Origin of the sequence: Nocardioides sp. NPDC004968, assembly GCF_040608935.1 — a bacterium.
GTDB lineage: Bacteria > Actinomycetota > Actinomycetes > Propionibacteriales > Nocardioidaceae > Nocardioides.
The window spans coordinates 69,059-84,792 of the sequence record NZ_JBEXJF010000022.1 but is presented as its reverse complement, the minus strand read 5'-3'; the positions used below and the strand labels follow the sequence as shown (position 1 = coordinate 84,792).

21 protein-coding genes are annotated in these 15,734 nt (G+C 67.4%); 8 read left to right on the top strand and 13 right to left on the bottom strand.

Features of this window, described 5'->3' with window-relative positions; all coding sequences use genetic code 11:
- Positions 1-452: 452 nt before the first annotated feature.
- The gene (locus tag ABZU72_RS19355; protein ID WP_355020452.1) at positions 453-821 is read right to left on the bottom strand and encodes a VOC family protein; all 369 of its coding nucleotides are present in this window, start codon (positions 819-821) and stop codon (positions 453-455) included.
- 47 nt (positions 822-868) lie between these two features.
- Here ABZU72_RS19355 and ABZU72_RS19350 point away from each other — a divergent pair, with 47 nt between their 5' ends.
- Positions 869-1,438 (top strand): TetR-like C-terminal domain-containing protein, encoded by a 570-nt coding sequence (locus tag ABZU72_RS19350; protein WP_355020451.1) that lies wholly within the window; start codon positions 869-871, stop codon positions 1,436-1,438.
- Positions 1,439-1,451: 13 nt separating this feature from the next.
- Here the strand turns inward: ABZU72_RS19350 and ABZU72_RS19345 are convergent, their stop codons facing one another.
- On the bottom strand, positions 1,452-1,847 hold the full coding sequence (locus ABZU72_RS19345) for a pyridoxamine 5'-phosphate oxidase family protein (protein WP_355020450.1): 396 nt from the start codon (positions 1,845-1,847) through the stop codon (positions 1,452-1,454).
- 20 nt (positions 1,848-1,867) lie between these two features.
- Entirely contained in the window at positions 1,868-2,041 is a 174-nt protein-coding gene (locus ABZU72_RS19340; protein ID WP_355020449.1) for a hypothetical protein, read from the bottom strand.
- 92 nt (positions 2,042-2,133) lie between these two features.
- Here ABZU72_RS19340 and ABZU72_RS19335 point away from each other — a divergent pair, with 92 nt between their 5' ends.
- A complete protein-coding gene (locus ABZU72_RS19335) occupies positions 2,134-2,604 on the top strand; it encodes a helix-turn-helix domain-containing protein (RefSeq protein ID WP_355020448.1) in 471 nt (156 codons plus the stop codon).
- On the opposite strand, the gene ABZU72_RS19330 is transcribed toward ABZU72_RS19335, so the two are convergent.
- Positions 2,593-2,970, bottom strand: a complete 378-nt coding sequence (locus ABZU72_RS19330) for a helix-turn-helix domain-containing protein (RefSeq protein ID WP_350717688.1) — start codon at positions 2,968-2,970, stop codon at positions 2,593-2,595. The genes ABZU72_RS19335 and ABZU72_RS19330 overlap by 12 nt on opposite strands.
- Positions 2,971-3,076: 106 nt before the next feature.
- Here ABZU72_RS19330 and ABZU72_RS19325 point away from each other — a divergent pair, with 106 nt between their 5' ends.
- Positions 3,077-3,922, top strand: a complete 846-nt coding sequence (locus ABZU72_RS19325; RefSeq protein WP_355020447.1) for an NAD(P)H-binding protein — start codon at positions 3,077-3,079, stop codon at positions 3,920-3,922.
- Positions 3,923-3,937: 15 nt separating this feature from the next.
- On the opposite strand, the gene ABZU72_RS19320 is transcribed toward ABZU72_RS19325, so the two are convergent.
- A complete protein-coding gene (locus ABZU72_RS19320) occupies positions 3,938-4,432 on the bottom strand; it encodes a GNAT family N-acetyltransferase (RefSeq protein ID WP_355020446.1) in 495 nt (164 codons plus the stop codon).
- Between the two features lie 123 nt (positions 4,433-4,555).
- Here ABZU72_RS19320 and ABZU72_RS19315 point away from each other — a divergent pair, with 123 nt between their 5' ends.
- Positions 4,556-6,139, top strand: coding sequence for an FAD-dependent oxidoreductase (locus ABZU72_RS19315; RefSeq protein ID WP_355020445.1), 1,584 nt, complete (start codon positions 4,556-4,558; stop codon positions 6,137-6,139).
- The gene (locus ABZU72_RS19310; RefSeq protein WP_355020444.1) at positions 6,139-6,810 is read left to right on the top strand and encodes a Rid family hydrolase; all 672 of its coding nucleotides are present in this window, start codon (positions 6,139-6,141) and stop codon (positions 6,808-6,810) included. The genes ABZU72_RS19315 and ABZU72_RS19310 overlap by 1 nt, the downstream gene beginning before the upstream one ends.
- Before the next feature lie 365 nt (positions 6,811-7,175).
- Here ABZU72_RS19310 and ABZU72_RS19305 read toward each other — a convergent pair whose 3' ends face one another.
- Entirely contained in the window at positions 7,176-8,588 is a 1,413-nt protein-coding gene (locus ABZU72_RS19305) for an NAD(P)/FAD-dependent oxidoreductase (protein WP_355020443.1), read from the bottom strand.
- A 148-nt stretch (positions 8,589-8,736) separates the two neighbouring features.
- Between ABZU72_RS19305 and ABZU72_RS19300 the strand changes: the two genes are divergently transcribed.
- A complete protein-coding gene (locus tag ABZU72_RS19300) occupies positions 8,737-8,940 on the top strand; it encodes a (2Fe-2S)-binding protein (protein ID WP_350665493.1) in 204 nt (67 codons plus the stop codon).
- An 88-nt stretch (positions 8,941-9,028) separates the two neighbouring features.
- The gene (bfr, locus tag ABZU72_RS19295; protein WP_355020442.1) at positions 9,029-9,517 is read left to right on the top strand and encodes a bacterioferritin; all 489 of its coding nucleotides are present in this window, start codon (positions 9,029-9,031) and stop codon (positions 9,515-9,517) included.
- Positions 9,518-9,540: 23 nt separating this feature from the next.
- Here bfr and ABZU72_RS19290 read toward each other — a convergent pair whose 3' ends face one another.
- From ABZU72_RS19290 to ABZU72_RS19260, 7 genes are all read right to left on the bottom strand, one after another.
- The gene (locus tag ABZU72_RS19290) at positions 9,541-9,927 is read right to left on the bottom strand and encodes a VOC family protein (RefSeq protein ID WP_355020441.1); all 387 of its coding nucleotides are present in this window, start codon (positions 9,925-9,927) and stop codon (positions 9,541-9,543) included.
- 11 nt (positions 9,928-9,938) lie between these two features.
- Positions 9,939-10,532, bottom strand: a complete 594-nt coding sequence (locus tag ABZU72_RS19285; protein WP_355020440.1) for a hypothetical protein — start codon at positions 10,530-10,532, stop codon at positions 9,939-9,941.
- Between the two features lie 134 nt (positions 10,533-10,666).
- Positions 10,667-12,184, bottom strand: a complete 1,518-nt coding sequence (glpK, locus tag ABZU72_RS19280) for a glycerol kinase GlpK (protein WP_355020439.1) — start codon at positions 12,182-12,184, stop codon at positions 10,667-10,669.
- A 101-nt stretch (positions 12,185-12,285) separates the two neighbouring features.
- A complete protein-coding gene (locus ABZU72_RS19275; RefSeq protein ID WP_355020438.1) occupies positions 12,286-13,059 on the bottom strand; it encodes a MerR family transcriptional regulator in 774 nt (257 codons plus the stop codon).
- A 40-nt stretch (positions 13,060-13,099) separates the two neighbouring features.
- Positions 13,100-13,864: an ABC transporter permease gene (locus ABZU72_RS19270; protein ID WP_355020437.1), complete on the bottom strand. Its 765-nt coding sequence runs from the start codon at positions 13,862-13,864 to the stop codon at positions 13,100-13,102.
- On the bottom strand, positions 13,861-14,658 hold the full coding sequence (locus tag ABZU72_RS19265) for an ATP-binding cassette domain-containing protein (RefSeq protein ID WP_355020436.1): 798 nt from the start codon (positions 14,656-14,658) through the stop codon (positions 13,861-13,863). The genes ABZU72_RS19270 and ABZU72_RS19265 overlap by 4 nt, the downstream gene beginning before the upstream one ends.
- A 112-nt stretch (positions 14,659-14,770) precedes the next feature.
- Positions 14,771-15,160, bottom strand: coding sequence for a DUF1801 domain-containing protein (locus tag ABZU72_RS19260; protein ID WP_091044185.1), 390 nt, complete (start codon positions 15,158-15,160; stop codon positions 14,771-14,773).
- A 104-nt stretch (positions 15,161-15,264) separates the two neighbouring features.
- Here ABZU72_RS19260 and ABZU72_RS19255 point away from each other — a divergent pair, with 104 nt between their 5' ends.
- Positions 15,265-15,723, top strand: coding sequence for a MerR family transcriptional regulator (locus ABZU72_RS19255; protein WP_355020435.1), 459 nt, complete (start codon positions 15,265-15,267; stop codon positions 15,721-15,723).
- Positions 15,724-15,734 lie beyond the last annotated feature (11 nt).

Sequence of the window (15,734 nt, the reverse complement as noted above, 5' to 3'; positions counted from 1 at the left end):
TTCGGCGCGTTCCGCGCTTTCCCTGGTTTAGCAGTTGTGTTTCCGCCTCGTCCTGGAGGACTTTATCGGATCTCGCTTTGTTGTCCAATTCGGCGTATTCACACCGGATACGGATAAAAGCAATATCCACACCTACACAGCCATGACGATCTGATGTGAATCAGATCTTGCATTCTTCGGCAGATCCTGAGACCCGCTGCCAGAACACTCTGGATCGAGCGATGCTCGAAAGAGTGGAGGTGGCCGCTCCGGGGCCGGAAGCCCGCCCGAAGACTCGCGCTTGCTTCCCGCCGCACCCTGGCGACTCGGAGAACACTACACACACCCTGACGCCGTTTCAAATCGCCAGGGCAACTTTTTTCGTGCGATGTTCTGGGCCCCATTCTAGACCCCCGCACAAGGCCCGTGGCTGGTTTCCCTCACCCGGCGCCAAGGGCCTCGTGACCAGCCGGTCAGGCGGGGGCGAAGAGCTCGACCGGGTTGCCGGCCGGGTCCTCGATCACTGCCTGGGCGCCGCCCCGGCCATCGATGCGGCTGGTGCGTACCCGGGCTCCGGCCTCACTCAGACGCCGGAGCTCCTGGTCGACATCGGCCACCTCGAGCTGGATACGGCTCCAGCCACCGGGGCTCGGAACCTTGCCGTCGTCGGCGGCCTGCCCTGCGCCGCCGGCACCAGGGGTGTTCAGCATCAGCCGCAGCCCGTGACCCTCGAGCATCGCGAAGCCGCCGGCTCTCGGACCGACGTCCTCGAACCCGAGCTCGCGATAGAAGGCGACGGCGGCAGTGATGTCGTCGACGATGTAGCGGAATCCTGGAATCATCTGTCTCTCCTCTCTGCAACACTACTGTTGCATAGTAGGCTCCGGGCATGGCTTCTCGTCAAGGGCGTACGGATCCCCGAGTGGTGCGCAGCCGGGAAAGAGTGCTCGAAGCGGCGCTCGCGGAGCTCGCCGAGCGGGGATACGGCGGATTCAGCATCGACGGGGTGGCGACCCGTGCCGGCGTCGCCCGGAGCACGATCTACCGGCTGGGGCACGACCGGCTCAGCCTGGTCGCCGCGGCCATGGAGACGCTCAACGTGCAGCCGCGCCCGGAAGCCGGCGGACAGGACCCGCGCGCCGATGTGGTTGCGATCGTCGCTCATCTCGCCTCTGCCATGCAGTCGTCACTGATGTCCGACTGTCTTCCCGCTGTGCTCGACGGCGCTGAGCGCGACCCGGGCCTGCGGGAACTGCACCACCGCTACAGCGCGCAGCGGCGTACGCGGCTGGTCGATGCGCTCACCCGGCTGCGGGAGTCCGGACAGGATGTCGGGGATCCGGAGCGGGCGGCGGAAGCGTTGGCCGGCGCGGTGTTCTATCGGCGGCTGATGACGCCGGTGCCGCTGCGTACCGAGGAAGTCGAGGGGCTGGTCACGACCGTTCTCGGCGAGCGGTGATCCGGCAGCCGGCTCAGCCGACGCCGATGTGCTGGTACTCGAGATCGATCAGGGCGACGACACGGTCGCCGTACGCGTCGACCTCGCGGGGATAGGGCGCGCCGGTGTGTCGGGTGGCGATCTCGTCGATGATCGCCCAGCGCGTCTCGTCCTCTACCCAACCGACGACGCGGCCGCGGAGGATGACCGGCATGAAGTCGTTCTCCTGCGGGGCCAGGGAGAGGGCGATGCGCGGGTCGGTGTGGAGGTTGCGGTACTTGCGGCCGCGGTTCCCGGTGAGGAAGACGACGTGGTCGCCGTGGGTTCCGATCCAGACCGGGGAGGTGCGCGGGGCGCCGTCGGGTCCGATCGTGGCGACATGGGCCAGGGCGGTCCCCTCGAGGAAGGGGCGTACGTCGGGATTGATCATCGGTCTTCTCTTTGCTTCGGTCAGCGGATGACGCGGTAGTGGAGGTGGGTGACGCCGGGGGCGGGGACGACGTCGACGATCTCGAGCGAGATGTGCTCGGGGAACTCGTCCCCCAGGCCGCGCCCGGGGCCGGGGCCGGGACCGGTGATGAAGCCGTCGACGGAGACCGAGAGTGCTGCGAGGACCTTGCTCATGTTCGCTCCCAGAGGTCAGAGTTTCCTGAAGAGACTCTGTGACCGTAACACTTTGAGTTCCCTCAGGGAACCCCAAATGGTAGATTCGGGTCATGCAACGTACGAACTTCGGTGACATGGCCTGCTCGATCGCGCGGACGCTCGATGTGATCGGTGAGCCGTGGTCGCCTCTCGTGCTGCGCGACATCTGGGTGGGCATGAACCGGTTCGACCAGATCCAGGCGGATCTCGGGATCTCGCGGAAGGTGCTCACCGAGCGGCTCGGGCATCTGGTCGAGCACGGGGTGCTGGAGAAGCAGGCGTACGACAACCGGCCGCGCTATGAGTACGTGCTGACGGCGAAGGGGCGCGAGCTCGTCGACGTGCTGATGGTGATGGTCGGGTGGGGTGACAAGTGGCTCGCGGGCGAGGCCGGGCCGCCGGTGGTCTACCGGCATCATGCGTGCGGGGAGATCGGGCGGGTCGATCTGCGGTGCTCGCACTGCGGCGAGCCGATGCATGCCGACGACATCGATGTGCTGCCCGGGCCCGGCGCTGCGCCGGAGCCGGCCTCAGCGGGGTAGTGGACCGGTGTAGGCCTGCCGCGCCGTCTCCACGGCGGGCATGTTCGCCTCCGACCAGTTGCCGACGGCGGCGAAGACCGGCTGCAGGCTGCGGCCGAGGTCGGTGATGTCGTACTCCACCCGGGGTGGCACCTCGGCGTGGTAGCGGCGCTCGACGAGGCCGTCGCGCTCGAGCTGGCGCAGGCGCTGGGTCAGCACCTTCGAGGAGATCGTGCCGAGGCGGCGCTCCAGCTCCACGAAGCGCTGGGTGCCGAACTCGTGCAGCGTCCACAGGATCGGGGTGGTCCATCGGCTGAAGATCAGCTCGACCGCCGGGGTGATCGGACAGGCCGCCACCGGCTCGTCAGTGCTCGGACGCCAGGTCATATCGCTCCAATACTTACCTTGGGGAACCCACTGTATCGAGGGATCTAACGTCGTTTCGAACGCTGGTTTCAAACAGATCCAGTTCAACCCATGAATGGAGCCCTCGATGATCGTCATCACCGGAGCGACGGGGAATGTCGGGCAACCGCTCGTCGAGCTGCTGGCCGACGCCGGGCACACCGTCACCGCCGTCTCGCGCGGGATGTCGGCACCGCTGCCGACCCGGCCGGGAGTCGCCACCGCGGTGGCTGACCTCTCCGACGTCACGACCCTGGCGCCGGCCCTGGCCGGCGCCGGCGCGCTGTTCCTGATCGTCAGTGGCGCCGGCGCTCATGTCGATGGACCGGCACTGATGAAGCACGCCGAGTCGGCAGGCGTACGCCGCGTGGTCCTGCTCTCCTCGCAGGCCGTCGGCACCCGGCCGGGGACACCGTCGCACGCGCCGCTCGCCGACCTCGAAGAAGCGGTGCGGGGCTCGGCGATGGAGTGGACGATCCTGCATCCCGGCGGCTTCGCGAGCAACGCGCTCGCCTGGGTGCCGATGATCAAGGAGACGAACGCCGTCCACGCGCCGTACGGGGATGTGGCTCTTCCCGTGGTCGACCCTCTCGACATCGCCGAGGTCGCCGCGGCGACCCTGACCGAGGACGGTCACTCGGGGCGGACGTACGAGATCACCGGTCCCGCCGCGACCACGCCGCGGGAGCGGGTCGAGGAGATCGCGGCGGCGATCGGGCGTCCGGTGGAATTCGTCGACCTGACCCCGGAGGAGGCCCAGAGTCAGATGCTGGAGTTCATGCCGCCGGCCGTCGTCGAGGGAACGCTCGCGATCCTCGGGCACCCGACCGCCGACGAGCAGGCGGTCAGTCCGCACGTCGAGGAAGTGCTCGGCAGGCCGGCACGCGGTTTCGGGGAGTGGGCGCGGCGGTTCGCCGCTGCGTACGAGGCCTGAGTTCGGGGCCTGAGGTCAGCTACCGCCGGCGGCGCCCAGCTCCTTCAGCGCGTCGCCGTCGATGCGGTGGACCTCCCACTCGTCCTGCGGGACCGAGCCGAGGGAGCGGTAGAAGGCGATCGACGGTTCGTTCCACTTGAGCACCCACCACTCGAGGCGGCGCCAGTCGTTCTCGACGCAGATCTCGGCGAGGCGTACGAGGAGGGCCTTGCCTGCGCCGGCGCCGCGGTGGGCCGGGTCTACGAAGAGGTCCTCTAGCCAGATGCCGTTGCGGCCGGTCCAGGTGGAGAAGGTGACGTACCAGACCGCCATGCCGATGACCGTGCCGTCGAGCTCGGCGATGAGGCAGCGGGTGGTCGGGGTGCCGGACTCCGGGAAGAGCGCCGCGGTGAAGTCGGTCTCCGTGGCCTCGACGGCGTCGGGCTCCTTCTCGTAGACGGCCAGGGCGTGGACGAGGCGGAGGATCTCGGGTACGTCGGCGGGAGCTGCAGCGCGGATGGTGACGGTCACGGGTCGATCCTAGGGCTACTCGCCGGTTCGGGAATGCGCATTCCAGTGAGACGCAATCGCAATCGCGGTGCAACAAAGGGTTCCTACGTTTCGGGGCGTCCCCAACAGATTGGATCCCCCCACATGACTCAGACTCAGTCACGTCGGAACTTCCTGCGCAACGTCGGCCTCGCCGGCGGCGCGGGAGTCATGTTGCACAGCATGGGTGCTCTCGGGCTCACCTCGGCTCACGCCGCGGAGACCCCCAGCTTCACTCCTCCCAAGCCTTCCGATCTCGCCCGGGCCGGCAGCAAGTCGGTCGTGATCCTCGGCGGCGGCATCGCCGGGCTCACCGCTGCGTACGAGCTGCTCAAGGGTGGCTACAAGGTCACCGTGCTCGAGGGGCGCGAGCGGCCGGGCGGTCGCAACTTCACCGTGCGCGGCGGCACCCGGGTGACCGATCTGAACGGGGTCACGCAGGTGGCCGGGTTCTCCAAGGGGCAGTACATGAACGCGGGGCCCGGGCGGCTGCCGCAGAGCCACATCACGCTGGACTACTGCAAGGAGCTGGGCGTCCCGATCGAGGCGTTCACCAACCAGAACGCCAATGCACTGCTCTACTACCCCGGCGACCACGGCATCGGCGCAGTGCAGATGCGTCAGGCGAAGGCGGACACGTACGGCTATGTCTCCGAGCTGCTCGCGAAGGCGACCGACAAGGGCGCCCTGGACGAGGAGCTGACCGCCGCCGACAAGGAGGCGCTGATCGCCTTCCTGAGGAACTTCGGCGACCTCGGCTCCAAGGCGGAGGGGTACGCCTACACCGGCTCCAGCCGCGCGGGCTACACGGTCGAGCCCGGGGCCGGGCAGGAGTCGGGCACCGAGGTCGCCCCGAACTCGATGAGTGCTGTCCTCGCCGCCGGGCTGGGTCAGTACTTCTCCTTCGAGTTCGGTTACGACCAGGCGATGATGATGTATCAGCCGGTCGGCGGCATGGACGCGATCCCCAACGCCTTCGCCAAGGCCGTCGGGGCGCGGAACATCCGCTACGGGGCCGAGGTCGTCGAGTGGAACAACACCTCGACCGGCGTCTCCGTGTCCTACAAGGCTCGCGGGAGGACCGAGACCATCAAGGCGGACTTCGCGATCAACTGCATGCCTCCGAACATCGCGGCCAAGGTCCAGCACAACCTCGGCGCCGACATCACCGCGAGCCTGAAGTCCTTCGGGCCCTCGAACGCCGGCAAGATCGGGATCGAGTACGACCGACGCTGGTGGGAGGAGGACTTCCGGATCTACGGCGGCATCACCAACACCCGCCTCGACCTGCGCAACATGTGGCACCCGTCGTACGGGTTCAACGGGGACAAGGGCACGATGATCGGCTACTACAACACCGGTAGCGCGGCCGACACCTACGGCGTGCTCAGCCCCGCCCAGCGGCTCTCGCGGGCGGTGGACATGGGCAAGCAGATCTTCGGGGACGTCTACGGCGAGGGCATCACCGCCTCCTACAGCCAGGACTGGAAGACGCAGAAGTTCTCGGAGGGAGCCTGGGCCTACTCGACGACGGCCGATACCGATCCGCTCTACACACGGCTGCTGGACGCCACCGGCAACACGTACTTCGCCGGTGACCACCTCAGTCACTCCGTGGCCTGGCAGCACGGCGCGATCACGGCCGCCCGGGCAGCCGTCGAGAAGCTGCACGCGCGGGTGACGGCATGATGTCGCCGCGTACGAAGGTGCTGGCTGTGGTCGGGTTGACCGCGGCTCTGGTCGCTCCGACGGCGGCGGTCGCCGGAAGCACGTGGTCGGGCGCTTCTAATGGGCACCGTCCGCCGCGTGGCGGGGAGACGATCTCGGTGCTGCCCGCGGGACAGGACAACCCGTCGATCGCCAACGGCGTCGCTATCGGGCCGGAGGCCGCGATCTACAAGACCAGCGGTCTCGGTCCGTCCCGGCTCAACACCGGGGCGAGCGGCGAGCTGGGCTACATCGACACCGAGGTGTTCCCGGGTGGTGAGCTGCCGCCGGGCGTGACCATCACCGAGGCCCAGGGGATCAACGTGCTGCGCCGGATCGGGGAGAACCTCGAGGCGGCCGGGCTCTCCTACGACGACGTGATCACGATGCGCGTCTTCCTGCAGAACCCCGCGGGCGAGGCGAAGATGGACTTCGCGGGCTGGAACCGGGCCTACCGGCAGTTCTTCGCGAACACGTCGGTCTCGACCGGCGAGGCGGTCCCGGTGCCGCTGGGCACTGCTGCGCCGGCGGCTCCGATGGTCGTCAACCCCGCGCGTCCGTCGAGGTTCGCGCTCGAGATCGAGAACCTGCCCGTCGACGGATGGCTCGTCGAGGTGGAGGTCGACGCGGCCTATCCGGTCAAACGGAGGTAGACCCCTTCAAAACCGAGATCGCCCTCTCCGAGCAGTGCTCGGGGAGGGCGATTCTCGTGCAGCTCAGACGGTGGTCAGAGCTTGGAAAGCTTGGGGAAGGGGCTGGCGATACGCACCAGTCGGGGACCGAAGTCGACAGTGACTGCGGCCGTTTCTTTGTTGACGACCCGACCCAGGCCGAAGGAGTCGTGGGAAACCAGGTCCCCTGACTCGAACTGCTCAATGACCGGCTCGGGATCTGCCTTGAAAGGACTCGCGGCGAAGTGTCGCCGCCGGGGGGTTGAGGTAGTCATCCCTTCGAGTATGTGGCCTCAGACACGAATAAGGGAATGCACAGGTTGGTCACAATGGCCTATCAGATCGTTTCAGGCCGGCGTGTAGTCGGCCTTGTCGTAACTGGCGCTGCGGCGGTAATGGGCCGAGATGCTGGGCCAGTTGGTGGTGATGCGGCCGTTCCGCTCGCGATACCAGGAGGTGCATTTGCTCCAGACGCTGTCGGCCAGCTTGTCCTGGATCCGCGCGTCATAGGCCTCCTCGACCTCCGCCCGCACCTCGAGCGGGCCGGCGTCGGCGACGTGATCGGCGTACCGACCGAGGTAGCGGGCCTGCGTCTCCAGGAAGAAGATGATCGAGCCACCACCGGTGTTGGTGTTGGGGCCGTACATGATCAGCAGGTTGGGGAAGTCCGGGACGGTCATGCCGTGGTAGGCGTGGGCGCCGTCCTTCCAATGGGTGTGCAGGTCGCGGCCCTGGGTGCCGGTGATCGTCATCGGGGCGAGGAAGTCGGTGGCCTTGAACCCGGTGCCCCAGATGATCACGTCGACCTCGTGGTGCTGCCCGTCGGCGGTCGTCACGCCGGTCGGGGTGATCTCGACGATGTCGTCGGTGATCACGTCCACGTCGGGCTGGGCGAGGGCTGGCAGGTAGTCGTCGGCGAAAAGGATGCGTTTGCAGCCGAACGGGTAGTCGGGCCAGACCTTCTCGAAGAGCCCCGGCTTCGCCGCGGTCTGCGCCCTCATGTGGCGCTTGGACCAGGCCCGCATGACCGCACCGAACGGCTTGACGTGGAAGGACGTGGTGAGCCACTCGGCCTGGACCCAGATCTTCGCGCGGTTGAGGAGCTGCGGGATCGGGCTGGCGGCGTCGGTGCGCTCGAAGTCCTTGCGGGGGACGATGTAGGGCGCCGAGCGCTGGAAGAGGAGCACCCGCGCCGCGTCCTTGCGCACCTCGGGCACGAACTGGATCGCGCTGGCCCCGGTGCCGATCACCGCGACCCGCTTGTCGTTGAGGCTCAGGTCGTGGTTCCACTCGGCGGAGTGGAAGGCCTCTCCCCTGAACGTGTCGGCGCCGGGGATGCTCGGGGTCGAGGGCCGGGAGAGCTGACCGACGGCAGGGACGAACAGATCGACCGTCTCCGTCTCCCCCGTGCTGAGCTCGAGCCGCCAGGTCTTCGACTCGTCGTCCCAGCGGGCGGCGGTCACCTCGGTGTGGAACCGGATGTGGCGGCGTACGTCGTACTTGTCGACGACCCGGTGGATGTAGTCGAGGATCGCGGGCTGGCGGGAGAACTTGTGGGGCCAGTGCGGGTTGGGCTCGAAGGAGTAGGAGTAGAGGCTGGAAGGTACGTCGCAGGCGGCGCCCGGGTAGGTGTTCTCCCGCCAGACACCGCCGACGTCCCCGGCCTTCTCGAACACGACGATGTCGTCGTGGCCGCGCTTCTTGAGCTCGATCGTGGCGGCCAGGCCGCCGAAGCCGGTGCCGATGACTGCGATGCGCAAGAGATCCTCCGAGGGCGGGAGCGACGGTGTGACCTGGACCATACCGGGAGAATGTGACCGGCAAAATGTGAATGGCCGCGACAGGACCGAAAGGTAAGAAGTGGGACGCCCGCTCGTCTTCCTGATTAGGTTCGGCTAACCTAAACCCATGATCGTCTGCCAGTGCCGAGTCGTCACGGACCGTGATGTCGACGCCGCGCTGGCCGACGGGGCGCGTACGGTCAGCGCGATCTGCCGCTCCACGGGGGCCGCTCAGGACTGCGGCTCGTGCATCTTCTCGGTGAAGAAGCAGGTCAGCCGGCATCTCGAGCAGGAGTGCTCGCACCTCGTGGCCGACGGCGCCGCGAGCTGACGTACGCAACCGGTCACAAACTGAGTCTGTCCTCACTCCCGGGGTGCCGTGCGAGTATCGGGACAGATCCCGTTACCGGAGGTACGCCATGCAGCCAGTCGATCCACGCGTCGTCGAGCTCCTCAACGAGGCGCTCACGTTCGAGCTCACGGTCACCAACACGTACTTCCTGCATGCTCGGATGCTCGACAACTGGGGTCTGCCCAAGCTCGGCAAGGTCTTCTACGACCTCTCCATCGACGAGATGCGCGACGCCGACGAGCTGATCAACCGGATCCTGATGTTCGACGGCCATCCCAACGTGCAGCGCCTCAACGCCATCCAGGTCGGCGAGACCGCCGAGGAGATGCTCTCCCTCGCCCTGGCGAGCGAGCGCGCCGCGGTCGCCCAGTTCAACGCCGGCGGCGAGGAGTGCCACCAGCTCGGCGACCACGGCACCGCCGCCGTCTTCGAGGAGATGGTCCGCGACGAGGAGAAGCACGCCGACTGGTTCGAGTCCCAGCTCGACGCGATCGATCGCGTCGGCCTCCAGGCGTACCTGGCTCAGCACGTCGGCGCAGGTGAAGGACCCGGCTGAGCCGGGCCCTTCCGTGTTCCCCCTCAGGCAGGTGCAGCGTCGTCGATGCAGAGGATGTTGTCCTCGCTGTCCTTGAACCAGGCCGCGTGACCGGCCTCGCCCATGCCGGCCACGTCACCGTCCCAGGTCACTCCGGGCATCTCGTAGTGCTCGAAGCTGACCCCCTTGGCGCGCAGGCCTTCGGTCTCCTTGCGGACGTCGGCCACGTGGAACTGGGCGATCGTGTGCCCGGCCTTGCCCGCCTGCTCGGTCTCGTAGAGATGGAAGGACGTGCCACCGGCTGTCGTGTAGACCAGCCAGCCTTCGCTCTCCTCGCTCGGCTCGAGCCCGAGCTTGTCGGCGTAGAAACTGCGTGCCCGGCCGAGGTCGGCGGCCGGGATGTTCGCCCTCACACTGCTGTCGGTCAACATCGTCGGCCTCCTCAGGCGCTCTCGAACCAGGGGCGGTGGAGGTCGTAGAAGGTCGCACCCTGCATCGCGTAGTCGAGCTCGCGGCGTACGTCTGCGGGCGGCTCGATCTGCTCGCCCTTGCGGGCGTCGTCCTCGTTGGTGAACGCGACGGTCTCGATGAAGCTGCCGTCCGCCTCGATCGCGAGGGTGCCGCCGAGGATCTCGGGGCGCATCTCGTGCAGCTGGGTGGTGTCGGTCGTCATCATCGCCTTGAGCCGGCTCGGGTCGTCGACCCGGCCGCGGATGATCTGCACGAACCCGGCGTCGTCGGAGCCACCGTCGAACAGCAGCGTGACGTCGTCGCAGTCGTGGAACTCCATCGGCCCGTCCATGACCTCGGCCATCTTCGCGGCCCACTCCCCCTGCTCGGGACGGTCGGAGTTGGCCATCGCCGCCTCGCGGGACTCGAAGCGAACCACCCCGATGAGCTGGCCGTCGTCGGTGAATCCGTTGGTGCCGCCGAGCCACCCGGTCGCGCCCGGCGCCAAGTCGCGCCGCCACTCGTCGAGCAACTGGCGGGCCTCGTCCTGCCGGGTGCAGGGACCCTGAATCATCTGGATGAACATGCTGCCTCCTCGGTCGTTGGTGTGCCAACGGACCGGTCGAGGCGGTAGCCGGGCCCCGGCCAGGCCCTCTCGCAACGTACGTCCGAAGGGCGGCCCCGCACATACCCCAAACAGGCGTTTTTGAAACGACGCCGTCAGTCGACCTCGACCCAGTCGAGCGTGCGGTCGACGGCCTTCCGCCAGCCGGCGTACCCGGTCTCGCGCTGCTCCTCGCTCCAGACCGGCTTCCAGCGCTTGGACTCGTTCCAGTTCTGGCGGAGCTCATCGGTGTCCTTCCAGAAGCCGACGGCGAGCCCGGCGGCGTACGCGGCTCCGAGCGCGGTGGTCTCGGCGACGACCGGGCGGCTGACCTCGACGCCGAGGACGTCGGCCTGGATCTGCATGCACAGCTCGTTGGCGGTGATTCCGCCGTCGACCTTGAGGACCTCGAGACGTACGCCGGAGTCCTTCTCCATCGCTTCGGCGACGTCACGGCTCTGGTAGCAGATCGCCTCCAGGGCCGCGCGGGCGATGTGGCCGCTGTTGTTGAACCGGGACAGACCGACGATCACGCCGCGGGCGTCCGAGCGCCAGTACGGGGCGAAGAGACCGGAGAAGGCCGGGACGAAATAGACCCCGCCGTTGTCCTCGACCTCCTTGGCCAGAGCCTCGACCTGCGTGGCGTTGCTGATCACCCGCAGCTGGTCGCGCAGCCACTGCACCGCGGAGCCGGTGACGGCGATCGAACCCTCCAGGGCGTACGTCGGTGGCTGGTCACCGAACTGGTAGCAGACCGTCGTGAGGAGGCCGTTCTGGGAGCGTACGAGCTCCTGGCCGGTGTTGAGGAGCAGGAAGTTGCCGGTGCCGTAGGTGTTCTTGGCCTCGCCGGCGTCCAGGCAGACCTGGCCGACCATGGCGGCCTGTTGGTCGCCGAGGATGCCGGTGATCGGGATCTCGCCGCCGAGCGGGCCGTTCTCGAGCGTCGTGCCGTAGGCGTTGGGCTCGGAGGAGGGCCGGATCTCAGGGAGCATCTGGCGCGGGATGTCGAAGAAGCCGAGCAGCTCCTCGTCCCAGTCGAGGGTCTCGAGGTTCATCAGCATGGTGCGGCTGGCGTTGGTGACGTCGGTGACGTGTACGCCGCCGTTGGGACCACCGGTCAGGTTCCAGACGATCCAGCTGTCGGTGGTGCCGAAGATGGCGTCGCCGCTCTCCGCGGCCTCGCGGACGCCGTCGACGTTCTCCAGGATCCACTGGATCTTGCCTCCGGCGAAGTACGTCGCGGGCGGGAGGCCGGCCTTGCGGCGGATGATGTCGCCGCGCTCGTCCTTGTCGAGGGCGGAGGCGATCCGGTCGGTGCGGGTGTCCTGCCAGACGATCGCGTTGTAGTAGGGCCGTCCGGTCCTCCTGTTCCAGACCACGGTGGTCTCGCGCTGGTTGGTGACGCCGAGCGCGGCGATGTCCTTGTCCGTCAGGCCCTTGCTGCCGAGCGCGATCTGGATCACCGCCCTGGTGCGCTCCCAGATCTCCACCGGATTGTGCTCGACCCAGCCGGCCTTCGGCAGGATCTGCTGGTGCTCCAGCTGGTGGCGGGCCACCTCCTTGCCGCCGTGGTCGAAGATCATGCAGCGAGTGCTCGTAGTGCCTTGGTCGATGGCTGCGACGTAGTCGGGCATCTCATCGTTCCTCTCCGTGTCTGGGACGGAATACGTTCCTACCTCCCCACCTTCCTCCTCGGAGGGAACGAAACGCGAGATCAACATCTGGTAGGTGGCGGCTAGGTCTGGATCCGCTCCAGCTTGGTCCAGCCGGAGTAGCCGCGCTTCTCGACCAGGCGCATCAGGTCGTGGGCGACGGGGACCTGCTCGACGAACATGGCGTCGAGCAGGGAGACGAGCTCGGGGGGCATGGCCTGGTCGTCCTCGACGTAGGCGGCCCAGTCCTCGGGAGAGATCGCTTCGAGCTGGGAGACGATCCGATCGGCCATGGCCTCCAGGCGGGGATCGCCGGGCAGCCAGTCGAGCATGGCATCGAGCTCCTGGTAGGTCTCCACGACCGAAGGGTCGTCGAGCTGGCCGACCTTGCTGCGGATGAAGGCCTCCATGCTCTGTGGCTGCTGGGCCGCGACGAGGATCCAGGCGTCGCGCTCGCCGTCGATCATCCGCTGCGGGATGCCGAGCTCCCGCATCCGTTCCAGATAGGCGACCGCCTCGGGCGGGAGGGCCAGCCCGTCTCCGTGGACGAGCCGGGCGATCCGCTCGCGGTGGCCCTGGCGCTCGCGGATCTCGAGGCGGAGGCGCTTGTCGATCTCGGCGACAGCCTTCTTGAAATCGTCGTCGCCGGCGTCCAGCAGCTCCTTGACACGGGAGAGCGGGACGCCGGCGTCGGCGAGGATGCGGATCTTGATCAGGTCGACGACGGCCGCTGCGTCGTAGCGTCGGTAGCCCGAGTGGTCGCGCTCGGGCTCCACCAGCAAACCTTTGGCGTGGTAGTGACGCACTGCCCGGACGGTGACTCCGGCGGCGGCAGCGACCTGGCTGATCGTGAGCATCCCCGAATAGTGGCGGGAACGCCCGGGTTTGTCGCGTGGTTTAGGCGAACTTGCGGCGGTAGGCAGCGGTGGCCAGGACGTACGCGACGACCAGGATGCCGACGCACCAGGCCAGCGCGATCCACAGCTCGTTGCCCAACGGCTGACCGGAGAAGATCGCCCGGATGGAGTCGACGATCGAGGTGACCGGCTGGTGCTCGGCGAAGGCTCGCACCGGGCCGGGCATGGTGTCGGTCGGCACGAACGCCGAGCTGAGGAAGGGCAGGAAGATCAGCGGGTAGGAGAACGCGCTGGCTCCCTCGACCGTGCCGGCGGTCAGGCCCGGGATCACCGCGAGCCAGGTCAGCGCGAGGGTGAACAGGACCAGGATGCCGCCGACCGCGAGCCAGTCGAGCACGCTCGCGCCGGTGCGGAAGCCCATCAGCAGGGCGACGAGCACCACCACGACCAGCGAGATCATGTTCGCGACCACCGAGGTGAGCACGTGACCCCACAGCACCGCGGACCGAGCGATCGGCATCGACTGGAACCGGTCGAACATGCCGCCGTTCTTGTCCTGGAACAGGCGGTAGGCGGTGTAGGCGATGCCGGAGGCGATGGTGATCAACAGGATGCCAGGTAGCTGATAGGTGACATAGCTCTCGGTGGATCCGGTGTCGATCGCACCGCCGAAGACGTACACGAACAAGAGCATCATGGCGATCGGAGTGATCGCGGTGGTGACGATGGTGTCGGGGCTGCGGCCGATGTGTCGAAGGGAGCGGCCGGTCAAGATGGCGGTGTCGCCGAAGAATCGGGTGGTCATCGTGACTCCTTCAGGTTGTTCGTGCTGGCGGACTTGCCGTTGGACTTGCTGGTGATGGCGAGGAAGATGTCCTCGAGGGACGGCTGCTTCTCGATGTACTCCTGCTTGGCCGGCGGGAACATCGCCTTGAGCTCGGCGAGGGTTCCGTTGGCGATGATGCGGCCCTCGTGGAGGATCGCGATCCGGTCGGCGAGCTGCTCGGCCTCTTCGAGGTACTGCGTGGTGAGCAGGACCGTCGTGCCGCTGTCGGCGAGCTCCTTGACCGTCTGCCACACCTCGATCCGGGCCTCCGGGTCGAGGCCGGTGGTCGGCTCGTCGAGGAAGATCACCGACGGGTTGCCGATGAGGCTCATCGCGATGTCGACGCGGCGGCGCATGCCACCGGAGTACGTCGCGACCTTGCGGTTGCCGGCCTCGGTGAGCGAGAACCGGGCGAGGAGCTCGTCGGCGACCGCGCCCGGGTTCTTCTGGCGGAGCAGCTTGGCGATCAGGATGAGGTTCTCGCGACCGGTCAGGATCTCGTCGACGGCGGCGAACTGGCCGGTGAGGCTGATGGAGCCACGTACGTCGTTGGCCTGAGCCGCGACGTCGAAGCCGTTGACCGTCGCCTGGCCGCCGTCCGCCTTGAGCAGCGTGGTCAGGATCTTCACGATCGTGGTCTTGCCGGCGCCGTTGGAGCCGAGGAGGGCGAAGATGCTCCCCTTCTCGACGCTCATGTCGACGCCCTGGAGGACGTGTACGTCGCCGTAGGACTTGGTCAGTCCGGCGATCTCGATTGCTGGTGTCGGGTTCATGTCGAATAGCGTCGAGGGTTGACGCTGGGTCAAGGTCAAGCGGAAGTTTGGATCTTTTTCCGCTGGGCCTGATCGGACCCGACAGGAACGCGAAATGCGTCGGTTTCGGGGGTCAGCCCTTCTGCAGGCGGCGCCAGCCACCGGCCCGGTTGTTGGCCACGATGGCGCGCAGCAGCTCGGTCAGAGCCGGACGGTCGATCGGGTCGTCCCGGTAGATCTGGATGGCTCGCCCGGTGGCGTTGCCGTGACCCTGGTTGATGATCCCGGCCGGATCGGGGACGGTCGGGTCGTAGAGGAACAGGTTGATGTGGTCCTTGGTGGCGAGGAGCGCGCACACGTTGCCCTGCAGCACGAAGTAGGGCTGGACCGTCCGCTTGATCGTCTCCTCGATCTCCGGGTCGGCGTCGTGGATGATCTCTCGCAGCTCGCGGCAGATGTCGCGCTGCCACTCCGGCAGACCGTCGAGGTAGCTGTCGACGCCGGCATGGGTGCGGATGGCCATGATCGCAATGTACGCCCGGACCGCGGGCACCCGGCAAGGCAAATACACAAGTCGACAAATCATCCCTTTGACTTCAAGTACTTGAAGTTCTTAGCGTCATTGGTGTGACTGCATCAATGACTCGGACGTACACGATCCGAGAGGTGGCGACGCTGACCGGACTGCCGGCCAGCACCTTGCGCTACTACGAGACGATCGGGCTGATCTCGCCGGTCAGCCGCGGCGCCAGCAGCGGCCACCGGGTCTATGACGAGACCGACCTGGACCAGCTGACCGGCGTCGCCTGCCTGGCGGCGATCGGCCTCTCGATCGATGACATGCGGACGTACGTCGCCAACAGTCGCCTCGGCAGCGACGGTGCCGCCGAGCAGATCGACATGCTCACCGAGCACGCCGCTCACCTCGCCCGCGAGGCCGAGAACCTCGAGCTGCGGCGGCGTTACGTCGGTCTCAAGACCGACTACTGGCGCGCTGTCGCCGCCGGCGAGCAGGTCCGCGCCGAGGAGATCGGCGCGCAGGCACACACCCTGGCGGACCAGATCCGCAGCCGCGAGAACCACTGATCCACCACCCA